The sequence below is a fragment of the Corynebacterium sp. HMSC058E07 genome (genome assembly GCF_001809885.1).
Lineage (GTDB): Bacteria > Actinomycetota > Actinomycetes > Mycobacteriales > Mycobacteriaceae > Corynebacterium > Corynebacterium macclintockiae.
In genome coordinates this window covers 75,381-93,466 of the sequence record NZ_KV799267.1, presented here as the reverse complement: position 1 = coordinate 93,466, position 18,086 = coordinate 75,381, and the positions used below count along the sequence as shown (strand labels likewise).

Below are 18,086 nucleotides of genomic sequence, written 5' to 3'. Positions count from 1 at the left end.
CCGTCTGTTTCGGGTCGCCCACTGGCTAGTTTCTTACTTCTTGCCGAATATCAGATTATCCGTGTAACGAACATCTTTGCCCCGACTTTGTGTTTCGAGGACAGTCGCGCTACACGCGAACTGGGTAACGGCCAGCACACCGCATCCTACGTCACTTTAGCCATCTAGAAAAATTGACCGCCACGCTTGATCTGAAACCCCACGAACATTGGGGTAGCTTCCAGACCTGCAGCCATTCCTGGCCACGCAAGCAATCTATTTTTCTATTTGTTTATTGACGCAGGCCTACGCCGTGCTGACCCCTACCCTGCAAGGCCCCTCACCCGTGCCATCCCCTTTAGACAGCGCCCGTAGAGACGGGCGCCGAAGGGGCGTCACTAACAAGAAACCTTGCTAAGGGTCTGCCTGTATTAGGCCTGACCGCCGTTACGCTCCGCGATGATGTCGGATGCGACGTTGGTCGGAACCTCACCGTAGGAATCGAAGATCATGGAGAAGTTAGCGCGGCCGGCGGTGCGGGAACGCAGGTCGCCGATGTAGCCGAACATCTCGGACAGCGGCACCTTTGCCTTCACGACCTTGGCGCCAGCGCGGTCATCCATGGAGGAAACCTGGCCACGGCGGGAGTTGATGTCGCCGATGACGTCGCCCATGTACTCCTCAGGGGTGATGACCTCAACGGCCATCAGCGGCTCCAGCAGAACCGGCTTTGCCTTAGCAACAGCTTCCTTCAGTGCCTGGGAACCAGCCAGCTTGAAGGCCATTTCGGAGGAGTCGACCTCGTGGTAAGCACCATCCAGCAGGGTGGCCTTGATGTTCACCAGCGGGAAGCCGGCCAGGTAGCCGTACTGCATAGCGTCCTGGATACCAGCGTCGACGGACGGGATGTACTCCTTCGGCACGCGGCCACCGGTGACCTCGTTGACGAACTCGTAGGTCTGATCGGAGCCCTCTTCCGGCTCGTACGGCTCGACAGCGATGATAACGCGTGCGAACTGACCGGAACCACCAGTCTGCTTCTTGTGGGTGTATTCCAGCTTCTCGACCGGCTTGCGGATGGTCTCACGGTAAGCAACCTGCGGGTTACCGATGTTTGCCTCGACCTTGAACTCGCGGCGCATACGGTCAACCAGAACGTCCAGGTGCAGCTCGCCCATACCGCCGATAACGGTCTGGCCGGTCTCCTCGTCCAGCTTAACGGTGAAGGTCGGGTCCTCTTCCGCCAGCTTCTGGATAGCGGTACCCAGCTTCTCCTGGTCAGACTTGGTCTTCGGCTCGATGGCCACCTCGATCACCGGATCCGGGAAGTCCATGGACTCCAGGATGACCGGGTTCTGAGCGTCACACAGGGTATCGCCAGTGGTCGTGTCCTTCAGGCCGATGAAGGCGTAGATGTGACCAGCGGATGCGCGATCCACCGGCTGCTCCTTGTTGGAGTGCATCTGGAACAGCTTACCGATGCGCTCCTTCTTGTCCTTGGTGGAGTTCATGACCTGCGCACCGGACTCGACGGAACCGGAGTACACGCGGACGTAGGTCAGCTTGCCGAAGAACGGGTGAACCGCAACCTTGAAAGCCAGAGCGGAGAACGGCTCGTCCTTGGACGGCTTACGCAGAACCTCAACCTCGGGATCCTTAGCGTCGTGGCCCTTGATGGAGCCAACGTCCATCGGGTTCGGCAGGAAGTCGATAACAGCGTCCAGCATCGGCTGGATGCCCTTGTTCTTGTAGGCAGAGCCACAGTAAACCGGGTAGACCTCAGAGTTGATGGTCAGCTTGCGGATCTGTGCCTTCAGCTCGTCGACGGTGATCTCTTCACCAGCGAAGTAGCGCTCCATCAGCTCTTCGTCGGACTCAGCAACGGTCTCGACGAGCTTCTCGCGGTACTCCTCAGCCTTTTCCTTCAGATCCTCCGGGATCTCTTCGTAGGTCGGCTCCGCGCCGATCTCAACCTTGCCGCGCCAGGTAACTGCACGCATGTTCAGCAGGTCGACGATGCCGTCGAAGTCATCCTCTGCACCGATCGGCAGGGCCATAACCAGCGGCTTTGCACCCAGGCGATCGATGATGGTCTGCACGGTGTAGTAGAAGTCCGCACCCAGCTTGTCCATCTTGTTGACGAAGCAGATACGCGGAACGTCGTACTTGGTTGCCTGGCGCCAGACCTGCTCGGACTGCGGCTCAACGCCTTCCTTGGCGTCAAACACAGCAACGGCACCATCCAGAACACGCAGGGAGCGCTCCACCTCAACGGTGAAGTCCACGTGACCCGGGGTGTCGATGATGTTGATCTGGTTGCCTTCCCAGAAACAGGTGGTCGCAGCGGAAGTAATCGTAATTCCGCGCTCCTTCTCCTGCTCCATCCAGTCCATCGTGGAGGCGCCATCGTGGGTCTCACCGATCTTACGGTTGATGCCGGTGTAGAAAAGGATGCGCTCCGTGGTGGTGGTCTTACCAGCATCGATGTGCGCCATGATGCCGATGTTGCGGACCTTGTTCAGGTCGGTCAACGCTTCAAGTGCCACTGGGTTACCCCGCTCATTTCGTTGTTGAGCGACTTGGCCGAGGCTTCCATGATGTTCACATTGATGTTCAAAAGTGCTTTAAAAAGCCCCTGCAAGCCGCAGGTGATTACGTACTCGTTCTATTGTGCCAGCTTTGCGCCGTCAAGTCGCGTCGGGGGTCGGTTGTTTTCTAGTTGTTTTTCTAGATGACGCCCTCACGCGGTCAATAGCACTATAGCCCCACTGCCCTTTATGAAGTTAGGGCGGTGAGGCTATAAGGCCGCTGCTACCAGCGGTAGTGGGCGAAGGCGCGGTTGGCCTCTGCCATCTTGTGAGTGTCTTCGCGACGCTTCACGGATGCACCCAGACCGTTGGATGCGTCCAGGATCTCGTTGGCGAGACGCTCGGTCATGGTGTTCTCACGACGCTGACGGGTGAAGGTCACCAGCCAACGCAGAGCCAGAGTGGTGGAACGGCCGGGGCGAACCTCAACCGGAACCTGGTAGGTAGCGCCACCAACACGGCGGGAACGAACCTCAAGAGCCGGCTTAACGTTGTCGAGAGCCTTCTTCAGGGTGAGGATCGGATCGGTGCCGGTCTTCTCGCGGCACTGCTCCAGAGCGCCGTAGACGATGCGCTCGGCGGTGGACTTCTTACCGTCAAGGAGAACCTTGTTGACCAGCTGGGAGACTAGAACGTCGCCGTAAACCGGATCCTTGACTAGCTGTCGGGAAGGTGCTGGACCCTTACGTGGCATTGTTTACTTCTCCTTCTTAGCGCCGTAGCGGGAACGTGCCTGCTTGCGGTCCTTAACACCCTGGGTGTCGAGGGAACCACGCACGATCTTGTAACGAACACCCGGGAGGTCCTTCACACGACCGCCGCGGACGAGCACCATGGAGTGCTCCTGCAGGTTGTGGCCCTCACCCGGAATGTAGGCGGAAACCTCGATACCGGAGGTCAGGCGAACACGAGCAACCTTACGCAGTGCGGAGTTCGGCTTCTTCGGAGTGGTGGTGTACACGCGGGTGCACACACCGCGACGCTGTGGGGAGCCCTTCAGCGCAGCAGTGGCAACCTTCGTGCTCTTATCGTGACGGCCCTTGCGGACCAGCTGCTGAATAGTTGGCATAGATAGACTTTCTTCTTTGGGTTTTAAACTTGCAGAAGTCTCGGTACATCGTGACCCCGGAGTTGGTTCCCCACCAGCGCCGCTAGGTGAATAAAACACCTTTAAACAGCAAAAAATGGGGGCTCTTTCGGGGCCGCTACCGTTTTGTATCACTCCGCGCACTCGGCACGAAGATCCCTGTATTAAGCACCCTCTGCCGTTCACCTGTTGGTGCGCGCCATTGGAGCAATACAATCTACGTCGGTGAGATTACCGCAGTGCACACAGGAAACCAAATGAGCTAGGACGTCACTACTAAGACCGTCCACACCAACCCGCTCCCCGAAAAAAATTTCTTGACCATTTTGCCCACAGGACAGAAGATACTCATGTTAATTTTAGTTTCGCCACAGAAACATCTGTTGGGTATTTGTTCGAGATCTTAAGGATGACCCGATGAAGAGTCTTCGTATTAATCGCGGTTTCGCTGCTGGTGCGACCGCAGTTTCCCTTCTGTTCACCGCTACCGGCGTAGCTGCCCCCTCTCTGCTGCCTCAGGCTGCTGCGGAGGCCAAGAATCACAATCTAGACCTAAAGTGCTCCTACACTGCACCTCTAATTGGCACTAAGGAAGCCGGAACCACAGGCACAGTCACGGTAGACATGCCCAACGAGGCCGAGGCTGGCGCAGACATCCCGGTGAAGGTCACAATTGGCGAGTCCAAGATCACCTCTCTCGCATTCAGCGCCGTTTCCTCTGTTAAGGCAACGTCCAGTACTGCGCGCCTGCAGGTGTCCCCAAATGCCGAGCTAGTTGGTAACCCGGCAGGTGTATCTCTGTCCAATGGTGTTCTGACGGTCAGCAACGTCCTTTCGGCGTCGAAGACCAGCAGCAAGGAGATTACGGTCTCTGCGAAGCCAGCCGAATTCTCCCTTCGCTCCAAGGACGGGCAGAAGGTAACCGTCAGTGCCCCGAGCGACATCATTGAGGTGACTATGGATACATCTTTCGGAGTCGTTCCCACGAAGTGCACAACCACCGCCGTACAGCTGAATGAAACCAACATTAAGGCTGCGCCGAAGCCGGAGGATCCCAAGCCGGAAGACCCGAAGCCGGAAGACCCCAAGCCAGCGGATCCAAAGCCGGAAGACCCCAAGCCAGCGGATCCAAAGCCAGCGGATCCAAAGCCGGAAGACCCCAAGCCGGAGGACCCGAAGGATCCGGAGTCCTCGGCTAGTGGCTCTTCCAAGGAAGGCATCCTCTCCTTCTTCCAGAAGATCTTCGGCATCGACAAGTCGGATGAGGCAAAGGAAACCCAGAAGACCTTCTGGCTCTCCCTCTTCGGAGCCGGAGTTCTGGGAGTGCTGATTTCTTGCGTGATGAAGTTCTTCCACTAGAACCAAAGCGGAGGCATCGGGATGACCTACAATCATCCCGATGTTTCCTCCCCCTTTCGACCTAACAACCATCGGCGACGGCCTGCCCGCCGCCGAGCTTCTACCACGCATCCCAGAACGCGGCCCACTGGTGGTGGAAGCACCCCCTGGAACAGGTAAAACAACCCTCGTTCCGCCTGCGCTCTCCAATATTCTGCGGCACACAACGCGCACGGCCTCCCAAGCCGCCCGAGCCACCCAAGCCACCCCGGCTACTCCGCCGAAAGTCCTGGTCACCGCGCCTCGTCGCGTGGCCGTCCGCGCCGCAGCCCGGCGTCTGGCCCACCTCGACGGCTCCCGCGTAGGCGACCGCGTCGGCTACAGCATCCGCGGCGAACACCACCCCGGCAGCCTCGTGGAATTCGTCACCCCAGGAGTCCTCCTCAACCGCCTCCTCGCCGACCCCGCCCTCGAAGGCATAGGCGCTGTCCTCATCGACGAAGTCCACGAGCGCCAACTGGATTCCGACCTCGTACTCGCCATGTGCCAGGAAGTCGCACTACTGCGCGAAGGCGACCCCGCCGGGGAACTCTACCTCTGCGCCATGTCCGCCACCGTCGACACACAAAAGCTCGCTGACTATATGGGTGCGCAGGTTACCTCCACCCCAGCGGTCACCCATCCTCTGGATATCTCCTATCACCCGCACCCCGAGCGTGCCCAGGGTTCCCCTGCCTTCTACCGCTACGTCGCTGATCTGGCGCTGCAGGCCCACTCAAACCAGCGCGAAGCAGGCCATCCCAACCATCGCACCCTTGTTTTCGTGCCGGGCCGCAAGGAAATCGACTGGGTCTGCTCCCACCTCCCCGATTCCGTACCACTCCACGGAGGTCTGACCTCCCACGAACAGGATGCCGCGCTCACCGGCAACTCCCCCATCGTCGTCGCCACGTCCATCGCAGAGTCCTCTCTCACCGTCCCCGGCGTTCACGCGGTGGTCGATGCCGGCCTGTCCCGCACTCCCCGCCGCGACCAAGCTCGCGGCATGACGGGCCTGGTCACCACCTCTACCTCCAAAGCCAGCGCCGATCAGCGCGCCGGCCGCGCGGGTCGCCTCGGCCCCGGCCAGGTCTACCGCGCCTACTCCGCGGCAGACTATTCCCACTTCGCGCTCGACATCACCCCAGAAATCCTCTCGACGGATCTCGTCGCCGCCGCCCTGACCCTCGCTGCCTGGGGGTCGCCAGATATTTCTCTTCTGGACGCCCCTCCGGCCGCAACCCTCACCGATGCCAACGAGGAGTTGCAGGCTTTGGGCGCGCTGGACGGGGAAGGAGCGATCACAGAAACAGGTCAGAAACTGGCACGGATTCCCGCCGACCCGCGCCTGGGTGCCGCCTTGCTGGCGCACGGTTCCGCCGCAGCCGAGGTAGTGGCCGCGCTGTCGACCGGTCTTCAGGGGGATCTCGCCGAAGCGCGGCCACAAGTCTCCGAAGTGCGTCGTTTCGCGCGCATGGTGGACGACCAGGGCTCGGCGACTCCCGGCGAGGTTGTTGCCTCCGCATATCCCGACCGCGTCGCAAAGCTTGTAAATAGCGGGGAGGCCGAGTATCTGCTGGCCTCCGGAACACGTGCCACGCTGGCTCCGGAGCTGCGCCGTTCACTCGGCGGCTCCGAATGGTTGGCAGTAGCGGAAGTGCAGCTGGGTCGCACTCCCCTGATCCGCGCGGCCGCGCGACTAGAAACACCACCCCTTGCCCAGGTGCGGGAGGACGTCACCGCGCATATTGCCGACGGGAAGCTTCGCGCCCGCCGCACGCGCCACCTTGGAGCCATCGAACTATCCAGCACGCCGGTATCAATCACCGAGCTCGGCGACGAAGAAAGGAGCCAGGCAGTCGCAGCCTTGGCTGCCCAGGGACTCGGGTGGCTACGGATGACGGAGGGGGCGTCAAGAATAAAGGAAAGAGTCGACTACCTCCGCGAACAACTCGGCGAACCGTGGCCGGAACTCACGGCAGGCGACTACACGCCCGAAGCCGAGAGGGTCGTGGCGGGCGAAAGGATTGCCGACATCGACGCATACCAGGCAATCATGCGGCAACTTCCGTGGCCCGAGGCCGGGCGGATGGACGAACTGGCTCCGGAGAGGTTAGAGGTACCCAGCGGTTCAGCACCGAAGATCAGCTACGAAACCGGGCGCCCAATTGTGCGCGTCAAGCTGCAGGAATGCTTCGGACTAGCGGAATCCCCCACGATCGCGGGGCAAAAAGTTCTTTTCCACCTACTGTCCCCGGCCGGGCGCGAGCTGGCCGTCACCGATGACTTGAAGAGCTTCTGGGATGGGCCGTACCAGGGCGTGCGCAAGGACATGCGCGGGCGATATCCGAAGCACCCGTGGCCCGAGGATCCGTGGGCGGCAACGGCGACAAAGAAGACGAAGCGGGCGCTAGAAAAATAGCAGCGGGCGCTGGGGAACTAGCGGCGCTTGCGACCGAAGGTCTTGGTGAAGTTCAGCCCACGGATCGGCGTGTGAATGGTGACGGTCTGGCGACCGTCCGCGCGCTGAGTAAGTCGCACAGGGCCTAGGCGGGTGGAGCCGCCGACTCCACCAGAAGAGGTGTTTACTCGAAATGGCCCGAAGTTCTTGGAGTTACGAAACATGATTCCCATGCAGCTCATTTTAGGGCACCAGTGCACCAGGACGCACAAAAGCGGGCGCCTCCCCGTTCGAAGGGAAGCGCCCGCTTAAATGGTGAACCGGCAAACCCACAGGGCAGCCAGTCCGGGGATCTTAATGGGCTACATCAGATCCATGTCGTCCAGCGGCACGGCAGCGCCGGTGAACTCGCCGTAGTTGTCGTCGGCGTAGAAGCCATCCCCGAAGGAGGACGGCAGGGAGTACGCCGCTGCACGGGCCTCCTCGGTCGGCTCCACGGTGATGTTGCGGTAGCGGGAGATACCCGTACCAGCCGGGATCAGCTTACCGATGATCACGTTCTCCTTCAGACCGATCAGCTTGTCGGAACGCTTGTTGATGGCAGCGTCCGTGAGCACACGGGTGGTCTCCTGGAACGAGGCGGCGGACAGCCAGGACTCGGTAGCCAGGGAGGCCTTCGTGATACCCATGATCTCGGCGCGAACCTCCACCGGACGGCCGCCGGTCTTGACGGCCTCCTTGGACGCAGCCACCGCGTCGGCGTGATCCACCAGGGAGCCCGGCAGGAACTCGGTCGAGCCGGAGTCGATGACGGTCACGCGGCGCAGCATCTGGCGCACGATGATCTCGATGTGCTTGTCGTGGATGGCCACACCCTGATCGCGGTAGACCTTCTGGACCTCGTTGATCAGGTGCTGCTGCACGCCACGGCGGCCGAGCACGCGCAGAACCTCGTGCGGATCCGCGGCACCCTTCAGCAACTGCTGTCCCATCTTCACGTGGTCGCCATCGCGGATCGGACGCTCCACGCCACCGGTGCCCAGCGTTGCCAGACCCTGGCGCTTGGACAGCTTCTCGTACACCACATCATCGGAGCCGTCATCCGGCTCGATGGTGAGGGTGAAGAAGTTGTCGTCGTCCTCGATGCGAACCTTGCCGTCCACCGAAGCGATCGGGGACTTGGCCTTCGGAACACGAGCCTCGAACAGCTCCTGAACACGCGGCAGACCACCGGTAATGTCGCCACCGACACCACCCAGGTGGAACGTACGCATGGTCAGCTGGGTACCCGGCTCACCAATGGACTGAGCGGCGACGATGCCGACGGCCTCGCCGATCTCCACCTTCTTGCCGGTCGCCATGGAACGGCCGTAACAGGTGGAGCACACGCCAGTGTTGGTAGCACAGGTCATCACGGAGCGGACCTTGACTTCCTCCACGCCAGCTTCGATGAGCTTCTGCAAACCGGCTTCATCGATGACCTTGCCCTCTTCGATGAGAACGGTACCTGCGGAGTCGGTGGCGTCACTAGCTAGGTAACGACCCAGAACAGACGTTTCGACGAAGTCTGCCGGAGTGTAGTTACCGGTCGGCTTGCCCTCGCCATCCAGAACCGGAACAGCGACGGACATCATGGCACCCTGCTTGGTGCCACAGTCGTCCTCGCGCACGATGACGTCCTGCGCCACGTCCACCAGACGACGGGTCAGGTAACCCGAGTCGGCGGTACGCAGAGCCGTATCGGCCAGGCCCTTACGGGAACCGTGGGAGTTGTTGAAGTACTCCAGCACGGACAGGCCTTCACGGAAGGAGGTCTTAATCGGGCGGGTGATGTACTCACCGCGGGAGTTCGTAACCATACCCTTCATGCCGGCCAGGGTCCAGATCTGACGCATGTTACCGGCAGCACCCGACTTCACGATCATCGGAATCGGGTTGTCGTCCGGGTACAGATCCTCGACGGACTGACCCACGAAGTCGGTAGCTTCCTTCCACAGGTCAACCAGGGACTGGTAGCGCTCGGCCTCGTTGATCTTGCCGCGTGCCATCTTCTTCTCGATAACTCGAGCCTTGGCCTCGTAGTTATCCAGAACTTCCTGCTTGTTCGGCAGCACCAGCACGTCGTGCATGGTGATGGTCACGCCGGAGCGGGTAGCCCAGTAGAAGCCGGCATCCTTCAGCTTGTCCACCGTCTGCGCCACGGTGATCATCGGGTACTTCGCCGCGAGGTCGTTAATGACGGTAGCCTGTGGCTTCTTCGCCATGACGCCCTCTACGTATGGGTAGTTCCACGGCAGCAGCTCGTTGAACAGCACGCGACCCAGGGTGGTCTCCGCCAGCCAGGTCTGGCCTCGCTGCCAACCATCCGGGAACCGCTCGGCCTCGATCTCCGCGGTCGGGCGCAGGTGGTTGATGCGCACGCGGATCGGAGCCTGCAGGCCCAGCACGCCACGGTCGTAAGCCATGATGGCCTCGGCCAGGGAGGAGTACACGCCCTGTGCGGGAGCCTCGTCGGTAGCCGGGGTGTAGGCACCCTGACCGCCGAACTCTTCCGGCTTCTTCAGCAGGGTCAGGTAGTACAGGCCGGTCACCATGTCCAGACGCGGCATAGCCAGTGGCTTACCGGAGGCCGGGGACAGAATGTTGTTGGAAGCCAGCATCAGGATGCGGGCCTCTGCCTGCGCCTCGGCGCTCAGCGGCAGGTGGACTGCCATCTGGTCACCGTCGAAGTCCGCGTTGAAGGCCTCACAGGCCAGCGGGTGCAGCTGGATAGCCTTACCCTCGACCAGGATCGGCTCGAAGGCCTGGATACCCAGGCGGTGCAGCGTAGGTGCACGGTTCAGCATCACCGGGTGCTCGGCGATGGCCTCTTCCAGCACGTCCCACACCTCGGGGCGCTGGCGCTCCACCATGCGCTTAGCGGACTTGATGTTCTGCGCGTAGGACTTCTCGACCAGGCGCTTCATCACGAATGGCTTGAACAGCTCCAGAGCCATCAGCTTCGGCAGACCACACTGGTGCAGCTTCAGCTGCGGACCAACGATAATCACGGAACGACCGGAGTAGTCCACGCGCTTACCCAGCAGGTTCTGGCGGAAGCGGCCCTGCTTGCCCTTCAGCAGGTCAGACAGGGACTTCAGCGGACGGTTGCCCGGGCCGGTGACCGGACGGCCACGACGGCCGTTGTCGAACAGCGCGTCGACGGATTCCTGCAGCATGCGCTTCTCGTTGTTCACGATGATCTCGGGGGCGCCGAGGTCCAGCATGCGCTTCAGGCGGTTGTTGCGGTTGATCACGCGACGGTACAGGTCGTTCAGGTCGGAGGTCGCGAAGCGGCCACCGTCCAGCTGCACCATGGGGCGCAACTCCGGCGGGATCACCGGAATGCAGTCCAGCACCATGCCGGCCGGGTCGTTGCCGGAACGCAGGAACGCTGCGACGACCTTCAGGCGCTTCAGAGCACGCAGCTTCTTCTGTCCCTTGCCGTCGCGGATGACCTCGCGCAGCACCTCAGCCTCAGCCTCGAGGTCGAAGCTGCGGATAAGGGTCTGGATGGCCTCTGCACCCATGCCGCCAGTGAAGTAGTCCTCGTAGCGGTCGACCAGCTCGTTGTAGATGTTCTCATCCACAATCATCTGCTTCGGTGCCAGCTTGACGAAGGTGTTCCAGATCTCGTCCAGGCGGTCGATTTCGCGCTCGGCGCGCTCGCGGATGTGGCGCATCTCGCGGTCAGCCGCGTTCTGCACCTTCTTCTTGGCATCGTTCTTGGCACCAGCGGCCTCGAGCTCAGCCAGGTCCTCTTCAAGTACCTTGGCGCGGTCGGCCAGCTCAGCGTCGCGCTCCTGCTCGACCTCCTTCTTCTCCAGCAACATCTCTGCCTCGAGAGTGGACTGGTCGTTGTGGCGACCTTCCTCGTCGACGGAGGTGATGATGTTGGCAGCGAAGTAGATGATCTTTTCCAGATCCTTCGGAGCCAGATCCAGCAGGTAGCCCAGGCGAGAGGGCACGCCCTTGAAGTACCAGATGTGGGTGACGGGAGCGGCCAGCTCGATGTGTCCCATGCGCTCACGGCGAACCTTGGACTTGGTCACCTCAACGCCACAGCGCTCACAGATGATGCCCTTGTAGCGCACACGCTTGTACTTGCCACAGCCACACTCCCAGTCGCGGGTGGGGCCGAAAATGCGCTCGCAGAACAGGCCATCCTTCTCCGGCTTCAGGGTGCGGTAGTTAATGGTCTCAGGCTTCTTGACCTCGCCACGGGACCATCGACGGATGTCGTCAGCGGTCGCTAGTCCGATGCGAAGTTCATCGAAAAAGTTGACGTCCAGCACGTGGACTTCCTTTCCCCTCCTCTTGGCGGAGGGCTTTGGGTAGTTACGGCGCTTGAAGCTGTGTTGTTTGTCGGGCTCAAGCGCCGAAAGTACGGCGAATGTACGAAAGTCAGATGTTTAGGGTCGTCAACGCCCTAGCTGACATCCATGTCAGCATCCGGACGCTCGTCACGGGACAGGTTGATGCCCAGAGCTGCGTTAGCATTCTCCAGCTCATCGTCATCGTCGGAGGACAGCTCCATCGGGGTGCCGTCGGCTGCCAGAACCTCAACGTTCAAGCAAAGCGACTGCAGCTCCTTCAGAAGGACCTTGAAGGACTCCGGAATACCAGGATCCGGGATGTTCTCGCCCTTCACGATCGCCTCGTATACCTTCACACGGCCAACCACGTCGTCAGACTTGATGGTCAGAAGCTCCTGCAGGGTGTAGGCGGCACCGTATGCCTGCATTGCCCACACCTCCATCTCACCGAAGCGCTGGCCACCGAACTGTGCCTTACCACCCAGCGGCTGCTGGGTAATCATGGAGTAAGGGCCGGTGGAACGGGCGTGGATCTTTTCGTCGACCAGGTGGTGGAGCTTCAGCATGTACATGTAGCCCACGGAAACCGGGTACGGGAAGGGCTCGCCGGAACGGCCATCGATCAGGTTGGACTTACCGAAATCGTCGACCTGGCGCTCGCCGTCGCGGTTCGGCAGCGAAGAACGCAGCAGGCCGGACAGCTCGGCGTTGGAAGCACCGTCGAACACCGGGGTGGCGGTCAGGGAGTCCGCCGGAACGTCGTACAGCTCCTCCGGCAGGGTCTCCAGCATCTTCTGGATCTTCGGATCCTGGGATTCGGTATCAACCTTCCAGCCGGCCTTAGCCAGCCAGCCCAGGTGCACCTCGAGGACCTGACCGATGTTCATACGGCGAGGCACGCCGTGGGTGTTCAGGATGATGTCGATCGGGGTACCGTCCGGCAGGAACGGCATGTCCTCCTGCGGCAGGATCTTGCCCACGACACCCTTGTTACCGTGGCGGCCGGCGAGCTTATCGCCGTCCTGGATCTTGCGCTTCTGAGCGACGTAGACGCGAACCATTTCGTTAACGCCCGCGGCCAGATCGTCGTCGTCCTCGCGGGAGAACACGCGAACGCCGATGACCTTACCGGTCTCGCCGTGCGGAACCTTCATGGAAGTATCGCGAACCTCGCGGGCCTTCTCACCGAAGATGGCGCGCAGCAGGCGCTCTTCCGGAGTCAGCTCGGTTTCACCCTTCGGGGTGACCTTACCGACTAGGATGTCGCCGTCGCGGACGTCAGCGCCGATGCGGACAATACCGCGGTCGTCGAGGTCTGCCAGGACGTCCTCGCCCACGTTAGGAATGTCGCGGGTGATCTCCTCTGGGCCCAGCTTGGTGTCGCGGGCGTCAATCTCGTACTCCTCGATGTGGATCGAGGTCAGAACGTCTTCCTCAACCATGCGCTGGTTCAGGATGATGGCGTCCTCGTAGTTGTGGCCTTCCCACGGCATGAAGGCAACCAGCAGGTTCTTACCCAGTGCCATCTCGCCGTTGTCGGTGCCCGGGCCGTCGGCCAGAACCTGGCCGGCCTCCACACGGTCGCCCTCGTCCACCAGCGGCTTCTGGTTGTAGCAGGTGCCCTGGTTGGTGCGCTCGAACTTGCGCAGCATGAAGGTATCGCGCACGCCCTCGTCGTCCATGACAGTGATGTAGTCGGCGGAGACGTACTCGACCACGCCGGCCTTCGGGGCGATGATCATATCGCCGGCATCGTAGGCAGCGCGCAGCTCCATACCGGTGCCCACGTAAGGAGACTCGGAGCGCAGCAGCGGCACAGCCTGGCGCTGCATGTTCGCACCCATCAGTGCACGGTTAGCATCGTCGTGCTCGAGGAACGGAATCATAGCCGTTGCCACGGAAACCATCTGTCGTGGCGAGACGTCCATGTAGTCCACCTCGGTGTACGGGACGACCTCCACGTCGCCACCGCGCAGGCGAACCTCAATGCGGTCCTCGGTGAACCGGTGATTCTCGTCGAACGGGGTGTTCGCCTGAGCGATCACATGGCGGTCCTCTTCGTCGGCGGTGAAGTAGTAGACCTCATCGGTGATCTGGCCGTCCACAACCTTGCGGTACGGGGTCTCGATAAAGCCGAACGGGTTCACGCGTGCGTAGGAAGAAAGGGAACCGATCAGACCAATGTTCGGACCTTCCGGGGTCTCAATCGGGCACATGCGGCCGTAGTGAGACGGGTGAACGTCGCGGACTTCCAGGCCGGCGCGCTCACGGGACAGGCCGCCCGGGCCCAGCGCGGACAGGCGACGCTTGTGAGTCAGGCCGGACAGAGAGTTGTTCTGATCCAGGAACTGCGACAGCTGAGAGGTGCCGAAGAACTCGCGGATCGCCGCGGAAACCGGGCGAACGTTGATCAGGGAGGTCGGGGTGATGGACTCCGCATCCTGTGTGGTCATGCGCTCGCGCACGACACGCTCCATGCGGGACAGGCCAACGCGAACCTGGTTCTGGATCAGCTCGCCGACGGTACGCAGACGACGGTTGCCGAAGTGGTCGATGTCGTCGGTATCGATCGGGATCTCGGTGCCGTCGGGGGAAGTCATGGACTTCTCGCCAGCGTGCAGGCGCACCAGGTACTCGATGGTCGTCAGGATGTCCTCTTCAGTCAGGATCATCGTGCCATCGTTGTCACCACCGAGGCCGAGCTTGCGGTTGATCTTGTAACGGCCGACCTTAGCCAGGTCGTAACGCTTTGCCTTGAAGAAGGAGTTTTCCAGCAGAGCCTGGGCAGAATCGCGCGTCGGGGACTCACCGGGGCGCTGCTTGCGGTAAATCTCCAGCAGTGCCTCGTCGGTGTTCTCCACACCGTCCTTTTCCAGGGTGGACATCATCAGTTCGGAGAAACCGAAGCGATCGGTAATCTCCTGGGTGGTCAGACCCAGCGCCTTCAGCAGCACGGTGACGGGCTGGCGACGCTTACGGTCGATACGCACACCAACGGTGTCGCGCTTGTCCACGTCGAACTCCAGCCATGCACCGCGGGAAGGAATAACCTTCACGGAGTGCAGCGGACGCTCAGTGGAAGCGTCGATGGATGCGTCGAAGTACACACCCGGGGAACGAACAAGCTGGGAAACAACGACACGCTCGGTGCCGTTGATGATGAACGTGCCCTTGTCGGTCATCATCGGGAAGTCGCCGATGAATACGGTCTGGGACTTAATTTCACCAGACATGGAGTTGGTGAATTCCGCGGTCACGTACAGCGGTGCCGCGTAGTTGATGTCCTTATCCTTAGCCTCGTCGATGGTGGACTTCACGTCATCAAAGCGGGGCTCGGACAGGGTAAGGGACATGTTCTCGGAGTAGTCCTCGATCGGAGAAAGCTCCTCGAGAATCTCCTCGAGTCCGCTCATGATGCGGACATCCTCCCCTGCCTCGGCTTGGGCGCGGGCACGCCACTCGGGCGTGCCGACGAGCCAAGCGAAGGACTCTCGTTGGAGGTCTAGAAGGCCTGGAACCTCAATCGGAGCGTCGATCTTCGCAAAGCTGTGTCGCTGCGGAGCTCCGGGAATTCCGGCCACTGAGCTGGTCTGGCGGGAGACTGCCAAGATGGGTCCTTCCAGCACAACCTCGGCCAGCACTACGTGGTGGAGCTGTAGTGCACGGTCTTGATTGTGTGTGTACGGTCTCGTGATGGTCGATTTAGTTGGATTTCCCCCACTGAGCCACCGCCACGTAGAAACGACTAAACGACCTTGTCAAATGGCCTTTTTGGCACTTTTGGCAAAGTCTGCATCACGCGCAATACCTTCGCATGGGTTCTGCGAAGATCCGTAGTCGTTCCTTTGAAGCAAATAACTCAACAAAGTAAATCCAGCGCAACGAACTATCCTATAGCATGGCTGCCCAATTGTCTAGGCTTCTTCCGCAGTCCCAGCGCCCCCCTCCCGTCGCCCCCTCCCAGAACCTTTGCGCGGCTTATCATTAAGCCTTCCGCTGAGCCCTGCGTTCCGCCCTCCGCTTAGCGGTCTTCCACACGACCAGCACCACGGATGCTGCTGCCACAATAACACCCGCAACGATCAATGCAACCCCCCATTTATCGGTGTGGCGCTGTCCGCTGACTTCCATGGCCTGGTTCAGCATGGACTGCGTTACACTCTGCGGGGTCTTGCCGTGGAACTTGAGCAGGTTTTCCACGTCCTTGCCAGAGCTATCGCGGTAGGTGTCCTTCACGTCCTCTTCCACGCTCACCAGCAGGCCGGACTTCGGCTCCACCGTCAGCTCGCGCCACCCTTCGTGGAAAAGCTGTGCGCGCTGCGGCTTTCCGTTCTCATCCTCCACCGTGATGGTGTTGCGGATGCCTGCGTACTCCTTAGCCACCGACGTCGCCGGAATTTCCTGGCGGAAAACGTACAGCTCATGCTCGCGGCCCTCGGCGGTGGTCACATTGCGCGTGCCGGTGAATTCGGCAGGCAATGCACGACGCAGCGTCATATCGAAGTAGTCGTAAGTACGCTTCTCAGTTCCCTGAGGGAACTTGGCCCAGTAACCCGCGATCTCACCGTCGGTCGCAGGGGTAGCCGGCGTGTCAGACACCTTGGCGTCCCCCTTCGCCTCACCCGTCCGGCGATCCACGGTAAAGCTCCAGACCTGCGCATCCAGCAGGGATTCTAGATCGTCCTTCACATCCGTCCGCGCGGTACTCACGCCGACGCGGGCACTTGCCTCGTCTTCGGTGGCGGGTTCTTCCAGGGTGATCTTGAACTGGCGGTTAACCGGCGCCGTCACGTCCTCTTTCCCCTTAGGCCCCTGGTAGTTGGGGCCGATCACCGCAGCCGGATCCTTGAGGGTGATGGTCGTTGCGGCGAGATCTAGCGGTAGCGCTTTGTCGTTCGCGACGACCTTCGGGAGCATGACGCCCACAGTGATCAACGCACAACCAATCAGTGCACCTAAAGCGCCCAATAGGTAAAGACCTTTGTTAGAGCTCTTCATCGGAGCCTTCGTGGAGCTGTCTTCGTTCGTCACTTCAATGCCACCATCTATGTCTTTAAAATTTTCATGCCGACCCTACCCGGCATCTAATCTTCACCCCAGGGTAGCAAGACAACAAAAACCGCTGGAAGCCACAGAACGTGATTTCCAGCGGTATGCTTTGCCCGCGCATTCGGCACTAGGCCGCTGTGCGCGGAAAGTAAGGCGATCTTACTTGAGGGAGACCTTTGCGCCAGCCTCTTCCAGCTTGGTCTTAGCAGCCTCAGCGTCGTCCTTGGAAGCACCCTCCAGCAGAGCCTTCGGAGCACCCTCAACCAGCTCCTTGGCCTCCTTCAGACCCAGGCCGGAGACGATCTCGCGGACAACCTTAATAACGCCGATCTTCTTAGCGCCTGCGTCCTCCAGAACGACGTCGAACTCGTCCTTCTCCTCAGCAGCAGCGCCACCCTCAGCGCCCGGAGCAGCTGCAACAGCAGCAACCGGAGCAGCAGCGGTAACGTCGAAGACCTCTTCGAATTCCTTAACGAACTCAGACAGTTCGATGAGGGTCATTTCCTTGAAAGCCTCGATGAGCTCGTCCTTGGTGAGCTTAGCCATGATGGCATCCTTTCGTAGTTGCGCCGGTGGGTCAGAAAGTGTTGGTGACCCGGCCGGCAAAGTGTTTTATGTCTTATGTATTCGGGGAAGGAACTTACTGTTCCTTCTTCTCCTGCAGTGCAGCGGCCAGGCGTGCAACCTGGGATGCTGGTGCGTTGAACAGGCCTGCGGCCTTTGCCAAGGAACCCTGCATGGCACCGGCCAGCTTGGCCAGCGTGGTTTCGCGATTGTCCAGCTCGGCGATTGCCTCAACCTGAGCTGCATCAATCGTGGCACCGTCCATGTAGCCACCCTTGATCACGAAGTTCTTGTGATCCTTGCTGAAGTCCTTCATGGCCTTCGCAGCGTCAACGGCCTCGCCGTGGACGAATGCGATTGCGGTCGGACCGGTCAGCAGGGACTCATCAAGCTCAATGCCGGCTTCACGAGCAGCCAGCTTGATCATGGTGTTCTTGGCGACGGAGTAGGTAACGTCCGAACCCAGAGCGCGACGCAGCTCGGTGGTCTCAGCCACGGACAGGCCACGGTACTCGGTCAACAGAGTGGACTGTGCCTGCTCGAAGCGTGCCTTCAGCTCTGCCAGCGAAGCGGTGTTCTTCGGATTAGCCATACTCTCGCCTCCTTCCTGATGTTTACGGTGTACGTTCTACCTGTACGTCCACCGACGATCATTGTTGAAGGGCAACACTGTACATAAACGACAA

General features: G+C 60.7%; 11 protein-coding genes. 2 read left to right on the top strand and 9 right to left on the bottom strand.

Annotation, left to right across the window (positions count from 1 at the left end; all coding sequences use genetic code 11):
- Positions 1–410: 410 nt before the first annotated feature.
- The 3 genes from fusA to rpsL form a co-directional block, all read right to left on the bottom strand.
- Positions 411–2,525 carry an elongation factor G gene (gene fusA, locus HMPREF2678_RS03175; RefSeq protein WP_070550848.1) on the bottom strand — a complete coding sequence of 705 codons (2,115 nt, stop codon included), beginning with the start codon at positions 2,523–2,525 and terminating at the stop codon, positions 411–413.
- Positions 2,526–2,790: 265 nt separating this feature from the next.
- Positions 2,791–3,261 (bottom strand): 30S ribosomal protein S7, encoded by a 471-nt coding sequence (gene rpsG, locus HMPREF2678_RS03170; protein WP_005291999.1) that lies wholly within the window; start codon positions 3,259–3,261, stop codon positions 2,791–2,793.
- A gap of 3 nt (positions 3,262–3,264) precedes the next feature.
- Positions 3,265–3,636: a 30S ribosomal protein S12 gene (rpsL, locus tag HMPREF2678_RS03165; protein ID WP_034971062.1), complete on the bottom strand. Its 372-nt coding sequence runs from the start codon at positions 3,634–3,636 to the stop codon at positions 3,265–3,267.
- A 435-nt stretch (positions 3,637–4,071) separates the two neighbouring features.
- Between rpsL and HMPREF2678_RS10170 the strand changes: the two genes are divergently transcribed.
- Together HMPREF2678_RS10170 and HMPREF2678_RS03155 are read left to right on the top strand one after the other, a co-directional pair.
- Positions 4,072–5,013, top strand: a complete 942-nt coding sequence (locus tag HMPREF2678_RS10170; protein ID WP_070550846.1) for a hypothetical protein — start codon at positions 4,072–4,074, stop codon at positions 5,011–5,013.
- A 40-nt stretch (positions 5,014–5,053) separates the two neighbouring features.
- Positions 5,054–7,453, top strand: coding sequence for an ATP-dependent RNA helicase (locus HMPREF2678_RS03155; protein ID WP_070550844.1), 2,400 nt, complete (start codon positions 5,054–5,056; stop codon positions 7,451–7,453).
- Positions 7,454–7,470: 17 nt separating this feature from the next.
- Here the strand turns inward: HMPREF2678_RS03155 and HMPREF2678_RS03150 are convergent, their stop codons facing one another.
- The 6 genes from HMPREF2678_RS03150 to rplJ all read right to left on the bottom strand — a co-directional run bounded on the left by HMPREF2678_RS03150 (position 7,471) and on the right by rplJ (position 17,992).
- Positions 7,471–7,665 (bottom strand): DUF4236 domain-containing protein, encoded by a 195-nt coding sequence (locus HMPREF2678_RS03150; protein ID WP_034972486.1) that lies wholly within the window; start codon positions 7,663–7,665, stop codon positions 7,471–7,473.
- A gap of 129 nt (positions 7,666–7,794) precedes the next feature.
- Positions 7,795–11,766 carry a DNA-directed RNA polymerase subunit beta' gene (locus tag HMPREF2678_RS03145; RefSeq protein WP_034992717.1) on the bottom strand — a complete coding sequence of 1,324 codons (3,972 nt, stop codon included), beginning with the start codon at positions 11,764–11,766 and terminating at the stop codon, positions 7,795–7,797.
- 134 nt (positions 11,767–11,900) lie between these two features.
- Entirely contained in the window at positions 11,901–15,413 is a 3,513-nt protein-coding gene (locus HMPREF2678_RS03140) for a DNA-directed RNA polymerase subunit beta (protein ID WP_034971303.1), read from the bottom strand.
- Between the two features lie 358 nt (positions 15,414–15,771).
- On the bottom strand, positions 15,772–16,818 hold the full coding sequence (locus HMPREF2678_RS03135; RefSeq protein ID WP_230580194.1) for a cell envelope lipid trafficking protein PgfA: 1,047 nt from the start codon (positions 16,816–16,818) through the stop codon (positions 15,772–15,774).
- Positions 16,819–16,995: 177 nt separating this feature from the next.
- Complete coding sequence (rplL, locus tag HMPREF2678_RS03130) at positions 16,996–17,382, bottom strand: 50S ribosomal protein L7/L12 (RefSeq protein ID WP_005292020.1); 387 nt, start codon at positions 17,380–17,382, stop codon at positions 16,996–16,998.
- 94 nt (positions 17,383–17,476) lie between these two features.
- A complete protein-coding gene (rplJ, locus tag HMPREF2678_RS03125) occupies positions 17,477–17,992 on the bottom strand; it encodes a 50S ribosomal protein L10 (RefSeq protein ID WP_034971057.1) in 516 nt (171 codons plus the stop codon).
- Positions 17,993–18,086: the final 94 nt, after the last annotated feature.

Coding starts and splice junctions, on each gene's coding strand:
- rpsG (WP_005291999.1), bottom strand. CDS start 3,261: ATGCCACGTAAGGGTCCAGCACCTTCCCGACAGCTAGTCAAGGATCCG.
- rpsL (WP_034971062.1), bottom strand. CDS start 3,636: ATGCCAACTATTCAGCAGCTGGTCCGCAAGGGCCGTCACGATAAGAGC.
- HMPREF2678_RS10170 (WP_070550846.1), top strand. CDS start 4,072: ATGAAGAGTCTTCGTATTAATCGCGGTTTCGCTGCTGGTGCGACCGCA.
- HMPREF2678_RS03155 (WP_070550844.1), top strand. CDS start 5,054: ATGTTTCCTCCCCCTTTCGACCTAACAACCATCGGCGACGGCCTGCCC.
- HMPREF2678_RS03150 (WP_034972486.1), bottom strand. CDS start 7,665: ATGGGAATCATGTTTCGTAACTCCAAGAACTTCGGGCCATTTCGAGTA.
- rplL (WP_005292020.1), bottom strand. CDS start 17,382: ATGGCTAAGCTCACCAAGGACGAGCTCATCGAGGCTTTCAAGGAAATG.
- rplJ (WP_034971057.1), bottom strand. CDS start 17,992: ATGGCTAATCCGAAGAACACCGCTTCGCTGGCAGAGCTGAAGGCACGC.